Here is a 17943-nt window from a genome sequence, read left to right as displayed (position 1 = left end):
GATGGCCGTCAGGACCCCAGCCGGCCCTCCGGCCGGGGCTCGTTGCTGACCACGGGCGTGGAACCGGTGTCCGAACCCGAACGCCGCGGCCGGGCGCCGTCGATGTCCTTCTCGTCGGCGTTGCGCTCGGGTGGCCGACCCTCGGAACGAGGTTCGCCCTCGCCTTCGCTCTGTCCCTCGCCGCTGCGGTCGGCGGCTGAGTCTGTACCCGTGCCTGAGCCTCTGCCCGCGCTGGCGGAACCGGCCGGCGTCGGGACTGGCCGTTGCACTTCACCGGAACGCAGGGAGTCGCGCAGGTCCTCGAGGGACATCGCGGAGGTCTGCACGTCCAGTTCATCACGCCACTGCGGATCCGGCTCGGTCAGATAGCTGACGGGCGCGTGTTCGCCGAAGTGGTCCGCGTCCGCCTCCCGCCAGTCGGCGGCCCAGCCGCGCGGTGGCTCGTTGAGCAGCTCGTCCTCACGCAACCAGTGGTAGATGGAGGCGTAGGAGCGGGTGTTGAGGTGGTCCACCCGGCGGCGCAGCATGCGGGTGTTCAGCTGGGACGGATGGTTCAGGCCCATGGACGCCATGATCTGCACGGCCTCACGGACGGTGAGCTTCTGGTAGTTGTGCACGCGCTTGGACTTGTCCTCCACGTCCAGCGCCCGGGTGAGCCGTGGGTCCTGCGTGGCCACGCCCACGGGGCAGTGGTTCGTGTGGCACTTCTGGGCCTGGATGCAACCGGTGGCCATCATCATGGCGCGGGCGGACATGGTGAAGTCGGCCCCCTGGATCAGCCGTTTGACGATGTCCGATCCGGTGGCGACCTTGCCCGCGGCGCCCAGCTTGATCATGTGCCGCAGCCCCGTGCCGACCAGGGCGTTGTGCACCAGCATGAGGCCCTCGGTCAGCGGAGTGCCCACGTGGTCGGAGTACTCCAGCGGAGCCGCGCCGGTGCCGCCCTCTGAACCGTCCACGATGATGTAGTCGGGGGCGGTCCGCTCCTCCCAGATGGCCTTGCACATGGCCAGCACGTCCGTGCGGGAACCGACGCAGAATTTGATGCCGATCGGTTTCCCATCGGAGAGTTGGCGCAGGTGGCCGATGAACCGGACCATCTCCCGGGGTGTGGTGAAGGCCGAATGGGAGGCCGGGGAGATGCAGTCGACGCCGACCGGCACCTCGCGCGCCTCCGCGATTTCCGGGGTGACCTTGGGGCCGGGCAGCACCCCGCCGAGCCCGGGCTTGGCCCCCTGGGAGAGTTTGATGGTGATTCCCTTGACCTCCGGCAGGGTGGCCTTCTCCGCGAAGCTCTCCGGGTTGAACCGGCCGTCCTCGGTGCGGCAGCCGAAGTAGCCCGAGCCGATCTCCCAGAACAGGTCCGCCCCGTTGCCGCGGTGGTACTTCGTCAACCCGCCCTCGCCGGTCTCGTGGATGAACCCGCCCAGGGCGGCCCCCTTGTTCATGGCCACCACCGCGTTCTTGGACAGCGAGCCGAAGGACATGGAGGAGATGTTCATCAGGGACAGGTCATAGGGCTGGCGGCAGTCAGGCCCGCCGATCCGCACGGTGGGGATCTTCTCCGGCGGCGCCACGGGGGCCGTGGAATGCAGGAGGAACTCGTAGCCGATCCGCCCCGTGTCCCGCTCCGTGCCGAAGGCCTTGTGGTCATCCGCGCCCTTGGACCGCGAGTACACGATCGAACGGGTGTCCCGGTCGAAGGGCTTGCCGTCGAAGTTCCGCTCGATGAAGTACTGCTGGATCTCCGGACGGATCGATTCCAGCAGGTACCGCATGTGCCCGATCACCGGGAAGTTCCGCAGGATCGCATGCCGCTTCTGGGTCACGTCCCAGATGGCCAGCCCCACGAGCAGCAGTGCGACCAGGCCGAGGAAGATCCACGCCCAGAACCCGACCAGGTAGGCGATGACCAGGATGAGGACGAGCGTGGTGAGCCCGCCGATGATGAGGAGGCGGTTGTTCATGCCTCCCATCCTGCACCCACGTGACGCAGAACGCACGACGGCGGCGCGCGGCCTCCCGCGTTCATCTCACCAGAGGTGTGGGGCCGGCTTCCGAGAGCCGGGCAGGGCGACATTGGTGCGCCACTCGTGCAGCCACTCGGGCAACTCGAGCTCGGGCGGCTTCGGCTGACCGAGCTCCTCGGCGACCGCCGTCAGGATCTCCTCGTTGGACACCGGGCCATCCACACCGAGGAGCCGGGTGGCCACATGGGCCCTGACGTAGACCTCGCCGTCCACCACGAAGCGCTGCTCGAACCAGATGGACTTGTCATCCAGGCCGATGATCCGGGTCTCCAAGGTGTAGCGCTGCCACAGGTTCACCGACTTCCGGAAGGCGATCTGCTCGGCCTGCACTACCGGTGACCACTTCTTCCTCCGCATCAGGTCCCAGACACCGGCACGGACCATCAGGTCTAAGCGGCCCAGGTCCATGAGGGAGAAGTACATCCCGTTGTTGACGTGCACCGCGATGTCCACGTCGGTCGGCAGGGCCCTCAGCGGCAGCGAGGAACTGCCCCAGATGCTCAGCTTGGAGCGGCGCCGCGAGGTGATGAGCAACAGCAGGGTGCGGAAGATCAGGTGCATGTGCACCATGCTGTCACGAGAAGTTACTCATGGGTAGCGCGCGACTCAAGACCCAGGGCCCCGGGCGAGGCGCCTAGACACCTCACGAGCGGCGCCGACCACGAGGGGGCCCACGGCCATCCGGCGCTCCTCCGTCAGGCGACTGGTCGGACCAGACACGGAGAGGGCTCCCACCGGCCGTCCATCGGCGCCCACCAGGGGTGCGCCGACTGAGGAGATATCTCCCACCAGCCCTCCGTTGTTGAGGGAGTAACCCCGAGTACGCACCTCTCGCACGGCGCCGCCGATGACCTCGGGGTCGGTCAGCGTTCGCTCGGTCTTCCGCTCCAGCACTCCTCGGAGCAGCCCCTCGACCTCCACATCCGGCAGGGCCGACAGGTAGGCAAGCCCGGAGGCCGAGGCATGGAACGGCAACTGTGTTCCCAGGGCGAAAAAGGCACGCAGCTCATGCGGTGAATCGAGCCGCTCAATGAGCACCAGGTGGTCCAGCTGCACGGCGGTGAGGTGCACCGTCTCCGTGGTCTCCAATTGCAGCCGGTTCATGCTGTCCAGGGCGATTTCCCGAAGAGAGGTATCCATGGAGACCTGCCGCCCCAGCCACGCAAATTGCTGGGACAGGCTCCAAGCCAAGGACGGCTCCGGCTCCTGCCGAACCCACCCCTTGGCCTCCAGGGTCTTGAGCAGCCGCAGGGCCGTGGCCTTGGACATCTCGAGGCGACGAGCCATCTCAGAGAGGCCCAGCGCGCCATCCTCCGCCAGGATTTCGACAATCGACAAGGCCGTGTCCACACTTCGGGTGGTCATGACGACCCCTTTCAATCCTCCGGGGGCTTCTGCTGCCCCGGGCACGCGTCATCGGCCCCGCCAGCGCCGGTCACCCTTGACCGACCATCTGATGTGACCTAGGTTACTTGGACGAGCAAATGAACCGATGGTTCATCTAGTGAACCACAAACGAAGGGTTGATGGTGGGACTACAGATCCTGGCAATCGTGATCTTCGTGGCAGTCTTCACACTGGCCACCCTGCGCAAGGTCCATTTGGGGGTCATCATGCTCGCGGCCGCAGCCGGCGTCGGCATCTGGCTCGCAGACATGGAGATGGATGACATCATCGGGGGGTTCCCCGTCTCCCTCCTCGTCCTCCTCGCCGGCGTGACCTATTTCTTCGCCATTGCCCAGCAGAACGGCACTGTTGACCGCATCATCAACGTGGTGATCACCCGGATCGGCGATCGGGCCGTGCTGTTGCCCTTCGCCATGTTCGGGCTGACCACGGGCATCGCAGCCATGGGCGCCCCCTTGGCCGGGCTGGTGATGATGCCCATCGCCATGCCGCTGGCCAAGAAGTACGGAATCAACCGGACCCTGATGGGGATCGCCGTAGGCAGCGGCATCAGCGGTGGCGGCTTCGCCCCCACCAGCCTCTTTGGCATCGTCACCTATGGGACCGCCCACTCGGTCGGCATCGATCTGAACCCGCTACTGCTGTTCGTCATCGCCCTGGCCTTCAACGTGGTGCTCTTACTGACGGCGTTCATCCTCTTCGGCGGGCTGAAGTTGCTGAAGTCCCCCGACCGCTTCGATCGGGACACCACCCCACGTCCGGGCTTCGCCACGAAGGATCCGTTGCCCTCACACCCCTTCGAGCGCGAGGGCTACACCACCCGCTCCCGGGCGGTGGCCACCACCGTCCTGGAGCGTGCCTCCGAGGCTCCACCTGCCTCCACCCCGATGACACTCGCTCAGAAGTGCACTGTGCTCTGCATGGCCGGCCTCGTCCTCTCCGTGGTGGCCGTCGCCATGGTCGGCCTCGACCCGGACATCGGCATCCTCTGCTTCGTCTTCGCCACGGTGATGACCCTCGTGGACCCGTCCACCGGCCGTGCCGCCGTCGCCAAGATCGACTGGTCCACCATCCTCATGGTGGGTGGCATCATCACCTACGTGGGGGTGCTGCAGACCATGGGCGCCGTGGACATGCTCGGCGAGGCCGCCAGCAGCGTGGGCACGCCGCTGCTCGCCGCCTTCATCATCTGCCTGATCGGCGGCCTGGTATCCGCCTTCGCCTCCACCACTGGCATGCTGGCTGCGCTCGTGCCCCTGGCCATCCCCCTGGTCTCCGGCGGCGACATCGCCGGCTGGGCTGTGATCGCTGCCCTGGGGGTCTGCTCCTCGATCGTGGATGTCTCTCCATTCTCGACCGTGGGGGCCACCGCCGTGGCCACCGTGGACGAGGACGAGCGTCCACGTGTCACCGCGAACCTGACCCGCTGGGGCCTGTCCATGGTGGTCGTGGGACCGCTTGCCATGGTCGGCGCCCTGGTGCTGCCCACCATGCTCTGACCGGAGTAGTACCCCCCGTCCGCCCCCACCCTCGCTCGGATGCCCGCAAGAAATCTCCATCGAGGGCCGCACCGCTGGCCTCTCCGGGCCGGGACCGCTTTGAAAGGACCACCATGTCACCGCTTCCCGAACCCCAGGCCCTGCCCATCTCGAAAGCCCCCGACCAGGAGACCCCGGCTCCCCTTCCGCTCGACGGCGTCACCGTCGTCGATCTGAGCCGGGCCCTGGCCGGACCCTATTGCACTGCCTTGTTGGCAGATCTCGGAGCCCGCGTGGTGAAGGTGGAGTCCGGCACCGGGGACCCGTCCCGTCAGTGGCCACCGTTCGACGGCAAGGACAGTCTGTACTTCGACTCGACTAATCGCAACAAGGAGTCGATCTGGATCGACCTCTACTCCGAGGACGGCAAGGAGGTGTTCCGGACCCTGCTCAGTTCCGCCGACGTCCTGGTGGAGAACTTCAAACTGGGCACCCTGGAGAAGATGGGCTACAGCACGGAGGACCTCCACAACCTCAACCCGGACTTGGTCCATGTCAGCGTTAACGCTTACGGACAGAAGGGTCCCCTACGGGACCTGCCCGGGCTCGACCAGGTTATTCAGGGCATCACCGGCATCACCTCGGTGACCGGCCCGGCCGATGGGGACGGCTACCGGGTGGGACTGCCCATCGTGGACATCGCCTCGGGCATGGTGGCCGCCTTCACCGCCGTATCACTGCTCTTCGGACGGGAACGCGGCAATCCCACCCGCACCGGGGCCACCTCCCTCTACGAGACCGCCGTGGCCATGTCCGTTTTCCAGGGCCAGAAGGCCCTGAGCACGGGGACCACACCTCACCGCCAGGGCAACAGCCACCCCAGCATCACCCCGTACGGTTCCTACCCCACGGCCACCGTTCCGATCGTTCTGGCCGTCTCCACCCAGCGGCACTGGACCGACTTCTGCACGCTGATCGGCCGCACCGACCTGCTCGAGGACCCTCGCTTCGTCAACGGCCAAGAGCGGACGGAACATCGGGACGCGCTGGACCGGGAGATCGCCGCCTCTCTGCGGTCCCACCCGGCCGAGAAGTGGATCGAGGACATTCGCGGCCTTGGTATCCCGGCCGGCCCGATCCGCGACTATGGGCAGGTCATGGCGGACGAGCACACCCTGGCCCTCGACATGATCCAGCGCACCCGCCGTCCGGACGGACGCGAGCTGGAAATCCTCCGCGGTCCCGTCAGCCTGGCCGGCTACCCGACGCCGGTCCGTTCCGCACCGCCGGGACTCTCGGCAAATGCCCTGAGCATCCTCGCCGGCCTAGGGATTCCCGAGGCCGACATCGACCGCCTCGTGGCGGCAGGCGTCGTCAAGGCTCAACCCGATTCATCACCACAGGCGACCCCCGCTGATGCCGCGCTCCAGGAGGTGGTCTCCCGATGAACACCGACGAGGGCCAGATCCACGTGGAGGTGCACGGCGGCGTGGGGAACGTGGTGCTGGACCGGCCCAGCCACCGCAACGCGCTGAGCCGGCACATGTGCCGGTCGCTCGTGGAGGCGCTGGCCGTGCTGGACGCCCACCCGGACGTGGGCGTGGTGGCGATCTCGGGAACCGGCGGCGATTTCTGCGCCGGGGCCGGGCTGGACACCTTCGATGAGGTCCTGTTCGACGGCGCTCCCCCACTGGGCGGCTCCGGGTCCGTGGCATCGATTCCGGAGCCGCCAGAGGCAGCGAAGGCTCCAGATGCCGTAACCGCAGGCGTGCCAGACACAGGTGTCGACCGGCTCAGCGAGGCGGACGCGGCCATCCGTGCGGTGCGCAAGCCGACCGTGTCCCTCGTGGAAGGGATCTGCATGGGCGGTGGCTGGCAGATCGCTGCCGCTGCCGATCTACTCATCGCCTCAACCACCGCCCGGATTGCCATCACTCCGTCCAAGCTGGGCATCATCTACCCGCGCTCGGGACTGGAACGGCTGGTCGACCGGGTGGGCTTGGACCGGGCCAAGTATCTGCTGCTGACCGCCGCCGAAGTGACCCCGCGCCAGGCCGCGGAGTGGGGGCTGATCACCCTCCTGATCCCGGCGGAGGACTTCGCCGAGCAGGCCGCCGCGACGGTGCGGACCATCCAGTCGAGATCTCTGTTCTCTACGGTGACCCAGAAGCGCCTGCTCGACAGCTATGCCCGTCTGGCCGCGGCTCCATGCGGCGAGGGCCAAGAGGGCGAAGTCGGTGCCTACGAGGCGGACTGGAACCGCTCTTGGGCCGATTTCCGGTCCGGAGAGGATCTTGCCGAAGGACGCCGGGCCTTCGCTGCCAAGGAGCAACCCGTGTTCACCTGGCGCCTGGGCCGAGGCCAGCCGGCCCGCATGTAGCCGATCGGGTCATGGACGTGCACGCCCGGGCCCGCGTTGGCAGGCCCGGGGCGATGCGAGGGCAACCTCGAGACGATCTCAGCCTCGGCCTGCATAGGTGAAGCGCGTGTTCTCAGGCGAAGGCGCTGAACCCGGTGAGGTCGCGGCCGATCAGCAGTGCCTGCACGGATTCCGTGCCCTCGTACGTGTGGATCGCCTCGATGTCCGCCTGGTGGCGGATGACCCCGTTCTCCAGCAGGATGCCGTTGCCGCCGAGCATGTCCCGGGCCTCGGAGGCGATCAGGCGTGCGGTGCGCGTGTTGTGGTACTTCGCCAGGGACGCCTGGGTGGGCCGCAGGATGCCCTCGGACTCGAGGTGGGCCAGGTTCATGCAGTACATCTGCATGGCCACCAGGTGGGAGAGCAGCCGGGTCAGCTTCTCCTGGACCATCTGGTGCTGGGCCAGCTTCTTGCCGAACTGCACCCGCTGCTGTGAGTAGGCCAGCGCGGACTCGAAGCAGGCCGTGGCATGGCCGAGCGCGGACCACGCCACGCCGGCGCGGGTGGCATAGAGGACCCTGGAGGTGTCCTTGAACGAGTGCGCGCCGGGCAGCAGGGCCTCCGCGGGCAGTTCCACGTCGTCCAGGTGGATCAGGGCCTGGTCGATGGCGCGTAGGGCGCCCTTGCCGGCAATGACCTCAGCCCGGTAGCCGGGGGTCTCCTGCGGGACGAGGAAACAGCGGACCGCTCCGTGGTCCTCCTCGCCTTCGGAGTCCACGCGTGCCCAGACGAAGGTCACACCGCCTGATGCCCCGTTGCCAATCCATTTCTTGGCCCCGCGCAGCACCCAGCCGGCTGCGGTGCGGGTGGCCCGGGTGGCCAGTCCCGAGGAGTCTGAGCCGTGGTCCGGCTCGGTCAGCGCGAAGGATCCGAGCACCTCCCCCGCGGCGATGCGCTTCACGTACCGCTCCTGCTGCTCCTGGCTGCCGAAGTACACGAGGGTGCGCAGCGCGAGCCCACCCTGGACCGCCAGCACGGTGCCCAGGGAGCCGTCCACGCGGGAAAGCTCCATGTTGACCAGACCCGTAGCCAGCGGGGAGAACTGCTCCAGGTCCGGGTGGGTCAGCCCGTCGTTGAACAGCTGGTGGCGTCCGAGGCTGGTGGCCGCCTCGATGGGGTATTCGTGGCGGTCCCAGCCCATGGCCATCTGATCAGCGACGGCGGTGGCAGCCTTGCGCGCCCGCTCCCAGACCTCGCGGTCAGCGGCGGGGATGGCCCGGAAGGCGCCGTAGTAGTCGATGTCCAGTGGGCTCGTGACGTCATAGGCGGGTTCAGTGGCGCCTGGAAACGGCGATCCGGCGGCGCCAGACGCACGCTCGGCGCGGGCAGGGTTCTCAGTCATCCCCTCAGCATAGGTGGGACTGCGTATCAGATCTAGTGGAACTCAATACCGAACGGTGCTGGGCAGTGCCAGCGAGGAGGGCGGCCCGCCAGCGAACGAATCGATGAGCAACTTGCCGCCGAAGGCACCCAGGACCACGCCGGTGATCCGGTCGATCACCGCCACCCCCCGCGTGTTGCCCAGCCACCGGCGGGCGTAGCCACCGCCGAGGATCAGGACCGCGAACCATGCCAGGGACAGCGCGCAGTGCACCCCGGCCAGCACCGCACCCATGAGCAGCGGGGAGACCCCCGGCGGAAGGAACTGCGGGATCGTGGCGATGTAGAAGACCCCCACCTTGGGATTGAGCAGGTTGGTACCGGCCCCCACCATCCATCCCTGCCACGGTGAGGCCGCCGCCGGGGGCGTGGCCGCGGTGCCCTCACGCGGATCACCGTCACGTCGGAAGGACTTCCAGAGCATGGAGGCGCCCAGCCAGATCATGTACCCGGCACCGGCGACGGTCAGCACTCGGTACGCCACCTCGGACGCCGTCAGCAGCGCCGAGATCCCCACGGCGGCGGCAATCCCCCAGACCATGGCCCCGGTGGCCACGCCCACGGCGGTCGCCCAGGCATAGGGACGGGTCCGGGTCAGGGAGGACCGCAGCACCAGGGCCGTGTCCAGGCCTGGGACCAGCGTCAGGAGGCCGGCCACCACGGCGAAGGCCAGCACGGCATCGAGGATCGTCATCAGCCCAGATTACGGTGAGTTCGACTCCAGCGCCTCGCGGACCCGGCGCAGCACCTCGCCCGAGGGCATCGTCGTGGGAAAGCTCGCGACCACCACCTGGCCGGGTGCGAGGGCTGGGTCAGGAACCCGACCGGAGCCGTCGGCGAGGTCCGCGCCCGCCGCCGGGCCGGCGTCGTCCGCGGGGTGCGGCACACGTCCCGGACCGGCCCCCGTCTCTGCATCCGCCGGGGAACCGACCCCGAAACGCAGCCGAACCAAGGCCAGCGCCCGGTCCAGCGCCTCCGCATAGCGCGCCGTGACCTCGGCGGCCGCTTCCCTGTCACCGTGGCCACCACTGCCCCCCTCGCCACCGCTGCGGACGGCCTGGCGCAGGAAGTGGTTGTGGGTGGCCGTGACGAGGGCAGCGAACCCGATGGCGTCCACGGGCTCGAGTCCGGGCACGGTCCGGCGCAGATGCCCGGAGAAGAGCTGCTCGTAGCGGCGTTCCGTGACGATCTCGCGGTCACGCAGGGCCTGCACCCCGCCGACCACGGCGTACCGGCGTCGCGCCAGCTCCAGGTCCTCGGACAGATGCGCGAAGACCCGCTCCGAGGCGGCGCACACGGTGGTCCAGGGATCACTCGGCTGATCGTCCATCCACGCGGCGAGTTCCTCGATCAGCGGCGGGTGGTCCGCGAAGACCGCGTCCTCCTTGCCGCCGACCTGACGGAAGTACGTGGAACGGGACAGCCCGGCGGCACGCGCCAGGTCGTCCACGCTGGTGGCCTCGAAGCCCCGCTCGCTGAAAAGCTCCACGGCGGCCTCGACCACCAGGGATCGGACCTCGACGGATCGGGACTGCGCAGGTTCCAGAGTCATGCGCCCGACTCTATCCAGCCCCGCCCCGCCCTCCCCATCAGGAGGTCGAATTCGCACCGTTCTCGCCCATTACTCGCGGGTAGGCGGTGCGGATTCGACCTCCAGTTGCCAGGAGTGGAGTTGCCAGGAGTGGTCAGAGCAGGTGGTCGGTCAGGTGATCCGGGGTGCCGAAGCGATGGGCCGTGATCGAGATGGCCTGCTCGTGCACGAAGGGCAGCAGCTCCACGTCCCCCGCCGAGACCACGGGATTCGCGTAGACGGCCACGTCCGGCGAACCGTCGAGCGCCTCATGCAGGGCCAGCACGGCCGCACGGGATACCTGGGCCTCGTCCGCCGACCAGTCCAGCACCAGGCGAATGCGCGGATCCCCGCCGGAGGGCGCGGACGGCGGCAGCTGGGTCAGCTGGGCCGCCCGGGCGTGGAACGCCTCAGTATCCTCCACTCGCAACTCCACCTGCGGGTCGCCCGCCAGGACCTGCCCGACGCCGGCCAGCAGCCCCTCGGTCACGCTCACCGTGAGCGGTGCCCCGGCCCGGAGGCCGGCGATGATCACGCGCAGCAGGTGCACCAGCGGGCCGGACTCCCACCGGACGGTCACCGGGACCGGGCGGTGGCGCAGCACGTTGCGCTCCGCCATCAGCCCGGAGACATCCGTGGCCACGCCGAAGCACTCGTTCCACGCCTGCTCGTCCAGGGCAGCGGCACCGGCCAGCCATACGCGGTCCTCGGCCTCGAGACCGGCAGCCTCGGCCAGTCGCAGGACGGACCCTGCCAAGGCGTGGCCGGCGTCGGCGGTTTTCTCCTCCGGTGGACCGGCGACCGGGGCGTCCGTCCAGGACCCCAATCCATGCAGGTAGTGCGGGCCACCGGCCTTGGTGCCGACGCCGACGGCGGAGCGCTTCCAGCCGCCGAAGGGCTGTCGCCGGACGATCGCGCCGGTGATGCCGCGGTTCACGTAGAGGTTGCCGGCGTTCACCGTCTCCAGCCAGGCCCCGATCTCGTCCGGGTCCAGGGAGTGGATGCCCGAGGTCAGGCCGTAGTCCACGGCGTTGACGAGTTCGATGGCGTCCTCCAGCGTCTCGGCGGTCATCACGCCGAGCACGGGCCCGAAGTACTCGGTGAGGTGTGCGTCCGAGCCCGGGCGGACCCCGGCGCGGATGCCGGGACTCCAGAGCCGCCCGGACTCGTCCAGCTGACGCGGTTCCAGCGCCCAGGTCTCTCCGGTGCCCAGTTCGGTCAGCCCCCGCTGCAGCTTCTCGCCCGGGACCTCGATCACGGGCCCCATCTGCGAGCGCGGGTCTTCCGGATATCGCACGGTCAGGGAGTTCGCGGCGTCCACCAGCTGGCGGTGGAAGCGCGGGGAGGTGGCCACGGAGCCGACGAGAATCACCAGCGAGGACGCCGAGCACTTCTGCCCGGCATGGCCGAACGCTGAGGTCACCACGTCCTTGGCGGCCAGGTCCAGGTCGGCGCTCGGGGTCACGATGATCGCGTTCTTGCCGGAGGTCTCGGCCAGCAGCGGCAGGTCCGGGCGGAAGGAACGGAACAGCTTCGCCGTCTCGTAGCCGCCGGTCAGGATGACCCGTTCCACATCCGGGTGCGCAACGAGTCCCTTACCGAGCTCGGCCTCCCGCTCCGGGTCGATGCTGATGAAGCTCACCACGTCGGAGGCGAGCGCCCCGGCCTCATCGGCACTGACGCCGTCCAGGGCGGTGAGTCCCGCCACGAGGCCCTCACGGATGGCTTCGAAGACGACGGCCCCGGTCCGGACCGACTGCGGGGCCGGCTTGAACACCACGGGCGCCCCGGAGGCCAGTCCGGCGAGCACGCCGCCCGTCGGGATGGCCACGGGGAAGTTCCACGGGGGGATGACGAGCACGAGCTTGGACGGGTGGAACTGCGCACCGGGTACCTCGTCGAGCCCGCGGGCCAGCCGGCCGTAGTACCGCGCGAAGTCGATGGCCTCGGAGACCTCCGGATCACCCTGGTCCAGCGTCTTGCCGGCCTCGGCGGCCGCCACCTCGAGCAGGTCCGCGCGGTGCGCCTCGAGGGAATCGGCCACAGCGCCCAGCACGCGCTCCCGCTCGGTCCCGGTCAGGCTCGCCCATGCCTTCCCCGCCGCAACGGCCTTCCCGACGGCGGCCTGCACCTGGTCCGGTGAGGTCACCGTGGCGGCGGCCACGGTCTCGGTGCCGAGCGTGGAGCCCGGGATGTTGGCCGTGATGGACCGCCCCCAGTCGCGATTCGCCGCGAGGGAAGGGTCGGTGTCCGGGGTGTTGGCGAAGCCGTCCACCGGCTCCGGGGCCGGGCCGCGCGCGGCCTTCAGGCCCGCCTCAGAGGCGAGCTGCCGGTTCTGGGTGCGGGCCGGCGTCGGGATGGCGGTGTCCAGGTCCTCGAGCGAGGCCAGGAAACGGTCCTGCTCACGGGCGAAGAGCGCCGGGTCCGTGTCCAGCTCGAAGACGGCGGACATGAAGTTCTCCTGGCTGGCTCCCTCCTCGAGGCGGCGGATCAGGTAGGAGATGGCCACGTCGAACTCGTGCGGGTGGACCACGGGGGTGTAGAGCAGCAGCGAGCCGACGTCCTGCCGGACGGCCTCGGCCTGACCGGTGGCCATGCCCAGCAGCATCTCGAACTCGACGTCCGGGCTGCGGCCACCGTCCTTCCACTGGGTGGTGAGCCCGCGTTCCTGTACGAGCAGCCAGGCCAGCGCCACGTCGAAGAGGTTGTGCCCGGCCACACCGATCCGCACGTTCCGGGTGTGCTCGGGCGTGAGGGCGTAGTTCAGCACACGCTTGTAGTTGGTGTCCGCCGCCTGCTTGGAGGGCACCGTGGCGGCGGGCCAGCCGGTGATGGAGGCCTGGACCTGTTCCATGGGCAGGTTGGCGCCCTTGACCACGCGGACCTTGAGCGGGGCACCGCCGGCGGCCACGCGGCGGGCGGCGAACTCCTGTAGGCGGATCATGGCATCCAGGGCGTCCGGCAGGTAGGCCTGCAGCACGATCCCGGCCTCGAGATCGTGGAGCGCGGGGTTATCCATCAGGCGCATGAACACGGCCAGCGTCATGTCCAGGTCGTGATACTCCTCCATGTCCAGGTTGATGAACGTGGGACCGCTGCTGGTGGATCCATCGGCAGCACCCTGCGAGGCGGCGAGCTCGTAGAGCGGCAGAAGGTGGGCGGTGACCTCCTCGACCGCCTCGTTGAACGCCCAGGCGCTGTGCGGGGCGGTGGCGGCGGAGACCTTGACGGAGACGTAGTCCACATCATCCCGCTCGATCAGGGTGCGGATGCCGTCCATCCGGCGGTCGGCTTCTCGCTGGCCGAGGATGGCCTCGCCCAGCAGGTTGATGTTCAGGCGGATGCCCTCGGTCTTCAGCTTGGCGATGGCCGGGCCGAGCTTGGCGTCCGTGGCGTCCACGATCAGGTGGGAGACCAGCTCGCGCAGGACCTTGCGGGCCGCCGGCACGGCGATCGGGGCCACGGCAGGCGCCAGCCGGCCGCCCAGGTTCATGGCCGACTTCATGTACCAGGGCAGGAAACCGGGCGTCTGGGGCGCCAGGTCCGCGAGCGCCTCCGCCGCGATCCGGTGGTCATCGGGGCGCACCACACGGTCCACGAAGCCGACCGTGAAGTCCAGTCCCGCCGGGTCCTTCAGCACGCCCGCCAGCTGCTTGGCCGAGAAGTTCGCAGGGTGCTTTCGCGCCTCCCGGAGCCAGGTCCGGACCTGCTCGACGGCGGCCGGGGCCAGTGCGCGCAGTTCCGCGGGGTCCGGGATGGCTGGGTCTGCGGGCTGGGCGGAGCGATCAACGGGGTGGGTGGTCATGCTGTCATTGTTCTCTCCCGCACTGTGCGTGACTAGCGAACGTTTCCGCAGAGTATTGTTCGGTTGAACCGAACGAAAGGCCTGAATCATGCTGGACGTCCGCCGTCTCGTCCTGCTGCGCGAGCTGTCCATCCGAGGCACGATCTCCGCGGTGGCCCGGGCCATGAACCTGGCCCCCTCCTCCGTCTCCGAGCAGTTGTCCCTGCTGGAGCGCGAGACCAAGACCCAGCTGTTGCGCCGTGTCGGGAGGAACGTGCAGCTCACGGAGGCGGCGATGGCCCTTGTGGAACGGGTGGAGCCGATCCTCGGTGCCCTCGAGGAAGCCGAGACCGCCCTCATCTCAGCCGGATCGGCCGGCGGTGCCCTCAGCGGGCGTGTGCGCCTGGCGGTGTTCCAGTCCGCCGCCCTGGTGCTGATCCCGCCGGCCCTGTCCCTGTTGCGCGAGCGCCATCCCGCTCTGCGGCTGGAGATGGTCCAGTACGAACCGGAGGAAGCACTGCATGAGACGTGGGCGCGGGACTTCGACGTGGTCGTCGCCGAACAGTACCCCGGACATTCCGCCCCGCACTGGCCGGGACTGGACCGCCGTCAGTTGCTGAGGGACGAGCTGCAGCTCGCCGTGCCCGCCGGGCTCACGATTGACGGCCAGCCGCTGCCCGCCGGGGAGGAACTGGCCACCGTTCTGCAGCACCGGCCGCTGCCCTGGGTCATGGAACCACGGGGCACGGCCACCCGGCACTGGGCCGAACAGCTGATCCGGTCCGCCGGCCATGAGCCGGACGTCCGCTTCGTCTCGGCAGACCTGCAGTCCCACGTGAAGCTCGTCGAGTCCGGCAACGCGTTGGCACTGTTGCCCGGATTGACTCTGGTGGACCACCCTCAGCGGCTGCGCCGGATCTCCCTGCGCGGGCGGCCCTTGCGCACCGTCTTCACGTCCATCCGGTCCTCGTCGGCTCGGTCTCCGGCCGTCGTCGCCGTCCGTGCCGCCCTGGAGGAGGCGGCACAGCCGCTGGACGCCGAGAACGGCACTGACCATGGGCCCCGCGGATAACGAACAGGTCGCGACCGGCGCGGAACGGGGCCATGGGGTTGCGCACTCGCATACCATGGGTGAGTCGGTGACCAGATGTTCGCTGCCCTGCCCACGTCAGGACCGACGCACTTGATGCCCGTGAAGCACCTGACGAAAGGGACCCATGCGCCAGGATCCGCAGGCACTGCCGCTCGGCGGGGTCGCGACGGACCTGTCCACGGACCAGTCGACAGCGGTGTGGCACCTGCCCGCGGACACCGAGCCGCAGGAACGGCTGTGGATGGCCTTCCCCCGCGACTATGCGCAGATGGGCACCTCCACGTGGGAGCTGTCCGGGGCCCGTCGCGCCTGGACACGGGTGGCGCACGCGGTCATGGACTACGAGCCGGTGACCCTGCTGGTGGATCCGGCGGACCGGCAGATCGTGCACACCTACGTGGATCCTATGTTCCCCATCGTGCCGCTGGCCATGGACAACCCGTTCCTCGGCCTGACCGGTCCGACCTTCACCACCGGTGACGTGGATCCGGACACGGGCCAGCGCCAGCTCGGCATGATCGACTGGGTCTTCAACGGTTTCGGCCGCCGGCCCGGATTCGAGTACCGCCTGGACGACGTGGTGGGCGGCACCATCGCCGACCTCACCAACGCCCGGCGCCAGCTCTCCCTCATGGTCAACGAGGGCGGTGCCTTCATCACGGACGGCGAGGGCACCCTGATCGCCTCCGAGGCCGTCCTGCTGGATCCCGCCCGCAATGGCGGTTGGACCCGCGAGCATGTCGAGGCCGAGTTCACCCGCTACACGGACATCCGCAAGATCATCTGGTTGCCCGGCGGGCTCACCCGCAATCAGGGGCGGTTCGGCCTGGGCGGGCACATCGACCAACTCGTCACCTTTGCCTCCCCGACCGTGCTGCTGCTCCACTGGCAGGAGAACCCGGCCCACCCGGACCACGCTGTCTCTGCTCGCGCGCTGTCCATCCTCCAGCACGAGACCGACGCCCAGGGCCGGCCCCTGAACGTGGCCACCCTGACCGCACCCCTGGCCGGCCAGGACGATCGCGGCCCCCTCGCCTGGTCCTACGTCAACGTCCTGCCCGTCAACGGCGCCGTGGTGGTCCCCTCCTTCGAGGACCCGCACGACGACGGCGCTCACCAGCTCTTGCGGGCCGCCTACCCGGGGCGAACGGTGGTGCCCATCCCGGCACAGCGGCTGTACCGACGCGGCGTCGGCATCCGCCAGGTAGTCCTGCCGCAGCCCTCCCGAAGGGCGCCAGCCTAGGCCGAGGGGTGCTGGGCGGGTGGAGTCTCGGCTGGTCGTGGCGGCCACCGCTCACGTTCTGCACCGCGATTCCCGACGATCGTGAAGTTTCCCCGTCAGAATGACCGGGATTCCTCATGATGAGCGGGAAAGGCTGCAGTGCCCGATCCTCCACAGCCGGCGAGATGCTCAGAGTGGTCCACATCGGCCCTCCAGCTGACCATGAGGGGCCGCCCGCTTGTGATGTCCTGACTGGCATGATGGCCGCCACGGCAGGATTCTCAGCCCCGGATCTCCAGCTTCCACTCGAGGCGACCTCCCCGCAGGACGTCACCGCCTGGGGGATCCCCCTGCGCCGAACCACCGAAGACGGTGTACCGACGGACGACGCACCCATGGTGTTCAGAAAGGCCAGATCCGGGGAACTCATCAGAGTCCGCCCCGGTGTCTTCGCCCCGGCCGAGCCGTGGAACACGGCATCGCGCGATGACCGCTTCGGTGCTTCCGCGACGGCTCTCGCCCTGACCAGCCGGACCGACCCCGTCTTCTGCCGGGAGACGGCGCTCCTGCTGTATGGGCTGCCACTCGTCAACAGGCCCGCACTCCTGACCCTGCGCGCCTCAAGCACCAGTGTGGCCGGCTCCGTCAAACGTTCGAAGCCGAAGGGGGCTACCTGGCCGCTTTTCGACGAGCGGAGGATCTCCGTGCCACGGGCGTGGAGTGACCTCTCTTCGGCACAGCAGCACCCGTTCCGGCAGCGCCTCGTCCCGGGATCCTCGCTGGTGCTCGAGGACCTCCGGCTGTGCCTGGCGGACACCTTGCCGCGACTCCCGTGGGAAGACGCGATAGTGGTGGCAGACGCACTGTTGAGTGGACTGCGGAACTCGCCGATCAACATGCCGGCGGTGGTTGCGACGCCGTGGACCGCGCAGGACCTCAACTCTATGGCGGACACGAGCTCCACCCAGAAGGCCGCCCACCGCCTGCGTCGGATCGCGGACTTCGCCTCGCCCTTGTCTGGCTCCCCCGGCGAATCGTGGAGCCGAGTGGTCATAGAGCAGCTTGGCTTCGAACCGCCAGAACTGCAGCATCATGTCCGGACTGCCGACGGTCAACTCCTGGGCATCCTCGACTTCTGGTGGAAGGGACTGCGGCTTGCCGGTGAGTTCGACGGGAAGCGGAAGTATGCCGGCGGCAACAGCTACTCGGGGCGCGACGTCGATCCGGTGATCCTGGACGAGAAGTTGAGATCAGAACGTATCCAGGAAGAAGACGTTCGCTTCGTCCGCTGGATGTGGGATGACCTGACGTCACCCCGTCGGTTGGAAGCCAAGCTGCTGCGCGCCGGCGTCCCGCGTCGCTGAAGACTGAATACTGCTGAGATACTCGCCAGCCGTTCGCAGCAGACGGCTCAGCGCCCGACACTTTGAGGATTCCCGACGATAGTGAATAATTCCCGTCATCATCATGGGGAATCCCCACGATCGCCGGGAATCGAAGCCCAATCAGTGCAGGTAACCGCACGTGACGGCAATGATGACGGCAATGACGGCGGCAATG

General features: G+C 68.6%; 13 protein-coding genes. 6 read left to right on the top strand and 7 right to left on the bottom strand.

Annotated features, from left to right (window positions below; translation table 11 throughout):
* Positions 1-8: 8 nt before the first annotated feature.
* The 3 genes from IEX49_RS12420 to IEX49_RS12410 all read right to left on the bottom strand — a co-directional run bounded on the left by IEX49_RS12420 (position 9) and on the right by IEX49_RS12410 (position 3395).
* On the bottom strand, positions 9-1967 hold the full coding sequence (locus IEX49_RS12420; protein ID WP_188806480.1) for an FMN-binding glutamate synthase family protein: 1959 nt from the start codon (positions 1965-1967) through the stop codon (positions 9-11).
* A 66-nt stretch (positions 1968-2033) separates the two neighbouring features.
* Complete coding sequence (locus tag IEX49_RS12415; protein ID WP_188806479.1) at positions 2034-2591, bottom strand: acyl-CoA thioesterase; 558 nt, start codon at positions 2589-2591, stop codon at positions 2034-2036.
* 45 nt (positions 2592-2636) lie between these two features.
* Positions 2637-3395, bottom strand: a complete 759-nt coding sequence (locus IEX49_RS12410; RefSeq protein ID WP_188806478.1) for an IclR family transcriptional regulator — start codon at positions 3393-3395, stop codon at positions 2637-2639.
* A gap of 161 nt (positions 3396-3556) precedes the next feature.
* Here IEX49_RS12410 and IEX49_RS12405 point away from each other — a divergent pair, with 161 nt between their 5' ends.
* The 3 genes from IEX49_RS12405 (at position 3557) to IEX49_RS12395 (ending at position 7295) form a co-directional block, all read left to right on the top strand.
* On the top strand, positions 3557-4936 hold the full coding sequence (locus IEX49_RS12405) for an SLC13 family permease (protein ID WP_188806477.1): 1380 nt from the start codon (positions 3557-3559) through the stop codon (positions 4934-4936).
* Positions 4937-5049: 113 nt separating this feature from the next.
* Positions 5050-6363, top strand: coding sequence for a CaiB/BaiF CoA transferase family protein (locus tag IEX49_RS12400; RefSeq protein ID WP_188806476.1), 1314 nt, complete (start codon positions 5050-5052; stop codon positions 6361-6363).
* Positions 6360-7295, top strand: coding sequence for an enoyl-CoA hydratase/isomerase family protein (locus IEX49_RS12395; RefSeq protein WP_188806475.1), 936 nt, complete (start codon positions 6360-6362; stop codon positions 7293-7295). The genes IEX49_RS12400 and IEX49_RS12395 overlap by 4 nt, the downstream gene beginning before the upstream one ends.
* 112 nt (positions 7296-7407) lie before the next feature.
* Here the strand turns inward: IEX49_RS12395 and IEX49_RS12390 are convergent, their stop codons facing one another.
* The 4 genes from IEX49_RS12390 to IEX49_RS12375 all read right to left on the bottom strand — a co-directional run bounded on the left by IEX49_RS12390 (position 7408) and on the right by IEX49_RS12375 (position 14089).
* Entirely contained in the window at positions 7408-8676 is a 1269-nt protein-coding gene (locus IEX49_RS12390; protein WP_188806474.1) for an acyl-CoA dehydrogenase family protein, read from the bottom strand.
* 42 nt (positions 8677-8718) lie between these two features.
* Positions 8719-9408, bottom strand: a complete 690-nt coding sequence (locus IEX49_RS12385) for a LysE family translocator (protein WP_188806473.1) — start codon at positions 9406-9408, stop codon at positions 8719-8721.
* Positions 9409-9417: 9 nt separating this feature from the next.
* Positions 9418-10266 carry a TetR/AcrR family transcriptional regulator gene (locus IEX49_RS12380; RefSeq protein WP_188806472.1) on the bottom strand — a complete coding sequence of 283 codons (849 nt, stop codon included), beginning with the start codon at positions 10264-10266 and terminating at the stop codon, positions 9418-9420.
* A 133-nt stretch (positions 10267-10399) separates the two neighbouring features.
* On the bottom strand, positions 10400-14089 hold the full coding sequence (locus IEX49_RS12375) for a proline dehydrogenase family protein (RefSeq protein ID WP_188806471.1): 3690 nt from the start codon (positions 14087-14089) through the stop codon (positions 10400-10402).
* Positions 14090-14177: 88 nt separating this feature from the next.
* On the opposite strand from IEX49_RS12375, the gene IEX49_RS12370 reads away from it, so the two are divergent.
* The 3 genes from IEX49_RS12370 (at position 14178) to IEX49_RS12360 (ending at position 17747) form a co-directional block, all read left to right on the top strand.
* The gene (locus IEX49_RS12370) at positions 14178-15140 is read left to right on the top strand and encodes a LysR family transcriptional regulator (protein WP_188806470.1); all 963 of its coding nucleotides are present in this window, start codon (positions 14178-14180) and stop codon (positions 15138-15140) included.
* Between the two features lie 145 nt (positions 15141-15285).
* Positions 15286-16404 carry an agmatine deiminase family protein gene (locus IEX49_RS12365; protein WP_188806469.1) on the top strand — a complete coding sequence of 373 codons (1119 nt, stop codon included), beginning with the start codon at positions 15286-15288 and terminating at the stop codon, positions 16402-16404.
* Positions 16405-17165: 761 nt separating this feature from the next.
* Positions 17166-17747, top strand: coding sequence for a hypothetical protein (locus IEX49_RS12360; RefSeq protein ID WP_188806468.1), 582 nt, complete (start codon positions 17166-17168; stop codon positions 17745-17747).
* Positions 17748-17943 lie beyond the last annotated feature (196 nt).

This window comes from Citricoccus zhacaiensis (assembly GCF_014645315.1).
Lineage (GTDB): Bacteria > Actinomycetota > Actinomycetes > Actinomycetales > Micrococcaceae > Citricoccus > Citricoccus zhacaiensis.
Note: the sequence above shows the minus strand (reverse complement) of the source record. Positions and strands in the feature narration are given on the sequence as shown.

Excerpts from the sequence above, each read along its gene's own strand:
- IEX49_RS12420 (WP_188806480.1), bottom strand. The coding sequence starts at position 1,967 with ATGAACAACCGCCTCCTCATCATCGGCGGGCTCACCACGCTCGTCCTC.
- IEX49_RS12415 (WP_188806479.1), bottom strand. The coding sequence starts at position 2,591 with ATGCACCTGATCTTCCGCACCCTGCTGTTGCTCATCACCTCGCGGCGC.
- IEX49_RS12410 (WP_188806478.1), bottom strand. The coding sequence starts at position 3,395 with ATGACCACCCGAAGTGTGGACACGGCCTTGTCGATTGTCGAAATCCTG.
- IEX49_RS12405 (WP_188806477.1), top strand. The coding sequence starts at position 3,557 with ATGGTGGGACTACAGATCCTGGCAATCGTGATCTTCGTGGCAGTCTTC.
- IEX49_RS12400 (WP_188806476.1), top strand. The coding sequence starts at position 5,050 with ATGTCACCGCTTCCCGAACCCCAGGCCCTGCCCATCTCGAAAGCCCCC.
- IEX49_RS12395 (WP_188806475.1), top strand. The coding sequence starts at position 6,360 with ATGAACACCGACGAGGGCCAGATCCACGTGGAGGTGCACGGCGGCGTG.
- IEX49_RS12390 (WP_188806474.1), bottom strand. The coding sequence starts at position 8,676 with ATGACTGAGAACCCTGCCCGCGCCGAGCGTGCGTCTGGCGCCGCCGGA.
- IEX49_RS12385 (WP_188806473.1), bottom strand. The coding sequence starts at position 9,408 with ATGACGATCCTCGATGCCGTGCTGGCCTTCGCCGTGGTGGCCGGCCTC.
- IEX49_RS12380 (WP_188806472.1), bottom strand. The coding sequence starts at position 10,266 with ATGACTCTGGAACCTGCGCAGTCCCGATCCGTCGAGGTCCGATCCCTG.
- IEX49_RS12375 (WP_188806471.1), bottom strand. The coding sequence starts at position 14,089 with ATGACCACCCACCCCGTTGATCGCTCCGCCCAGCCCGCAGACCCAGCC.
- IEX49_RS12370 (WP_188806470.1), top strand. The coding sequence starts at position 14,178 with ATGCTGGACGTCCGCCGTCTCGTCCTGCTGCGCGAGCTGTCCATCCGA.
- IEX49_RS12365 (WP_188806469.1), top strand. The coding sequence starts at position 15,286 with ATGCGCCAGGATCCGCAGGCACTGCCGCTCGGCGGGGTCGCGACGGAC.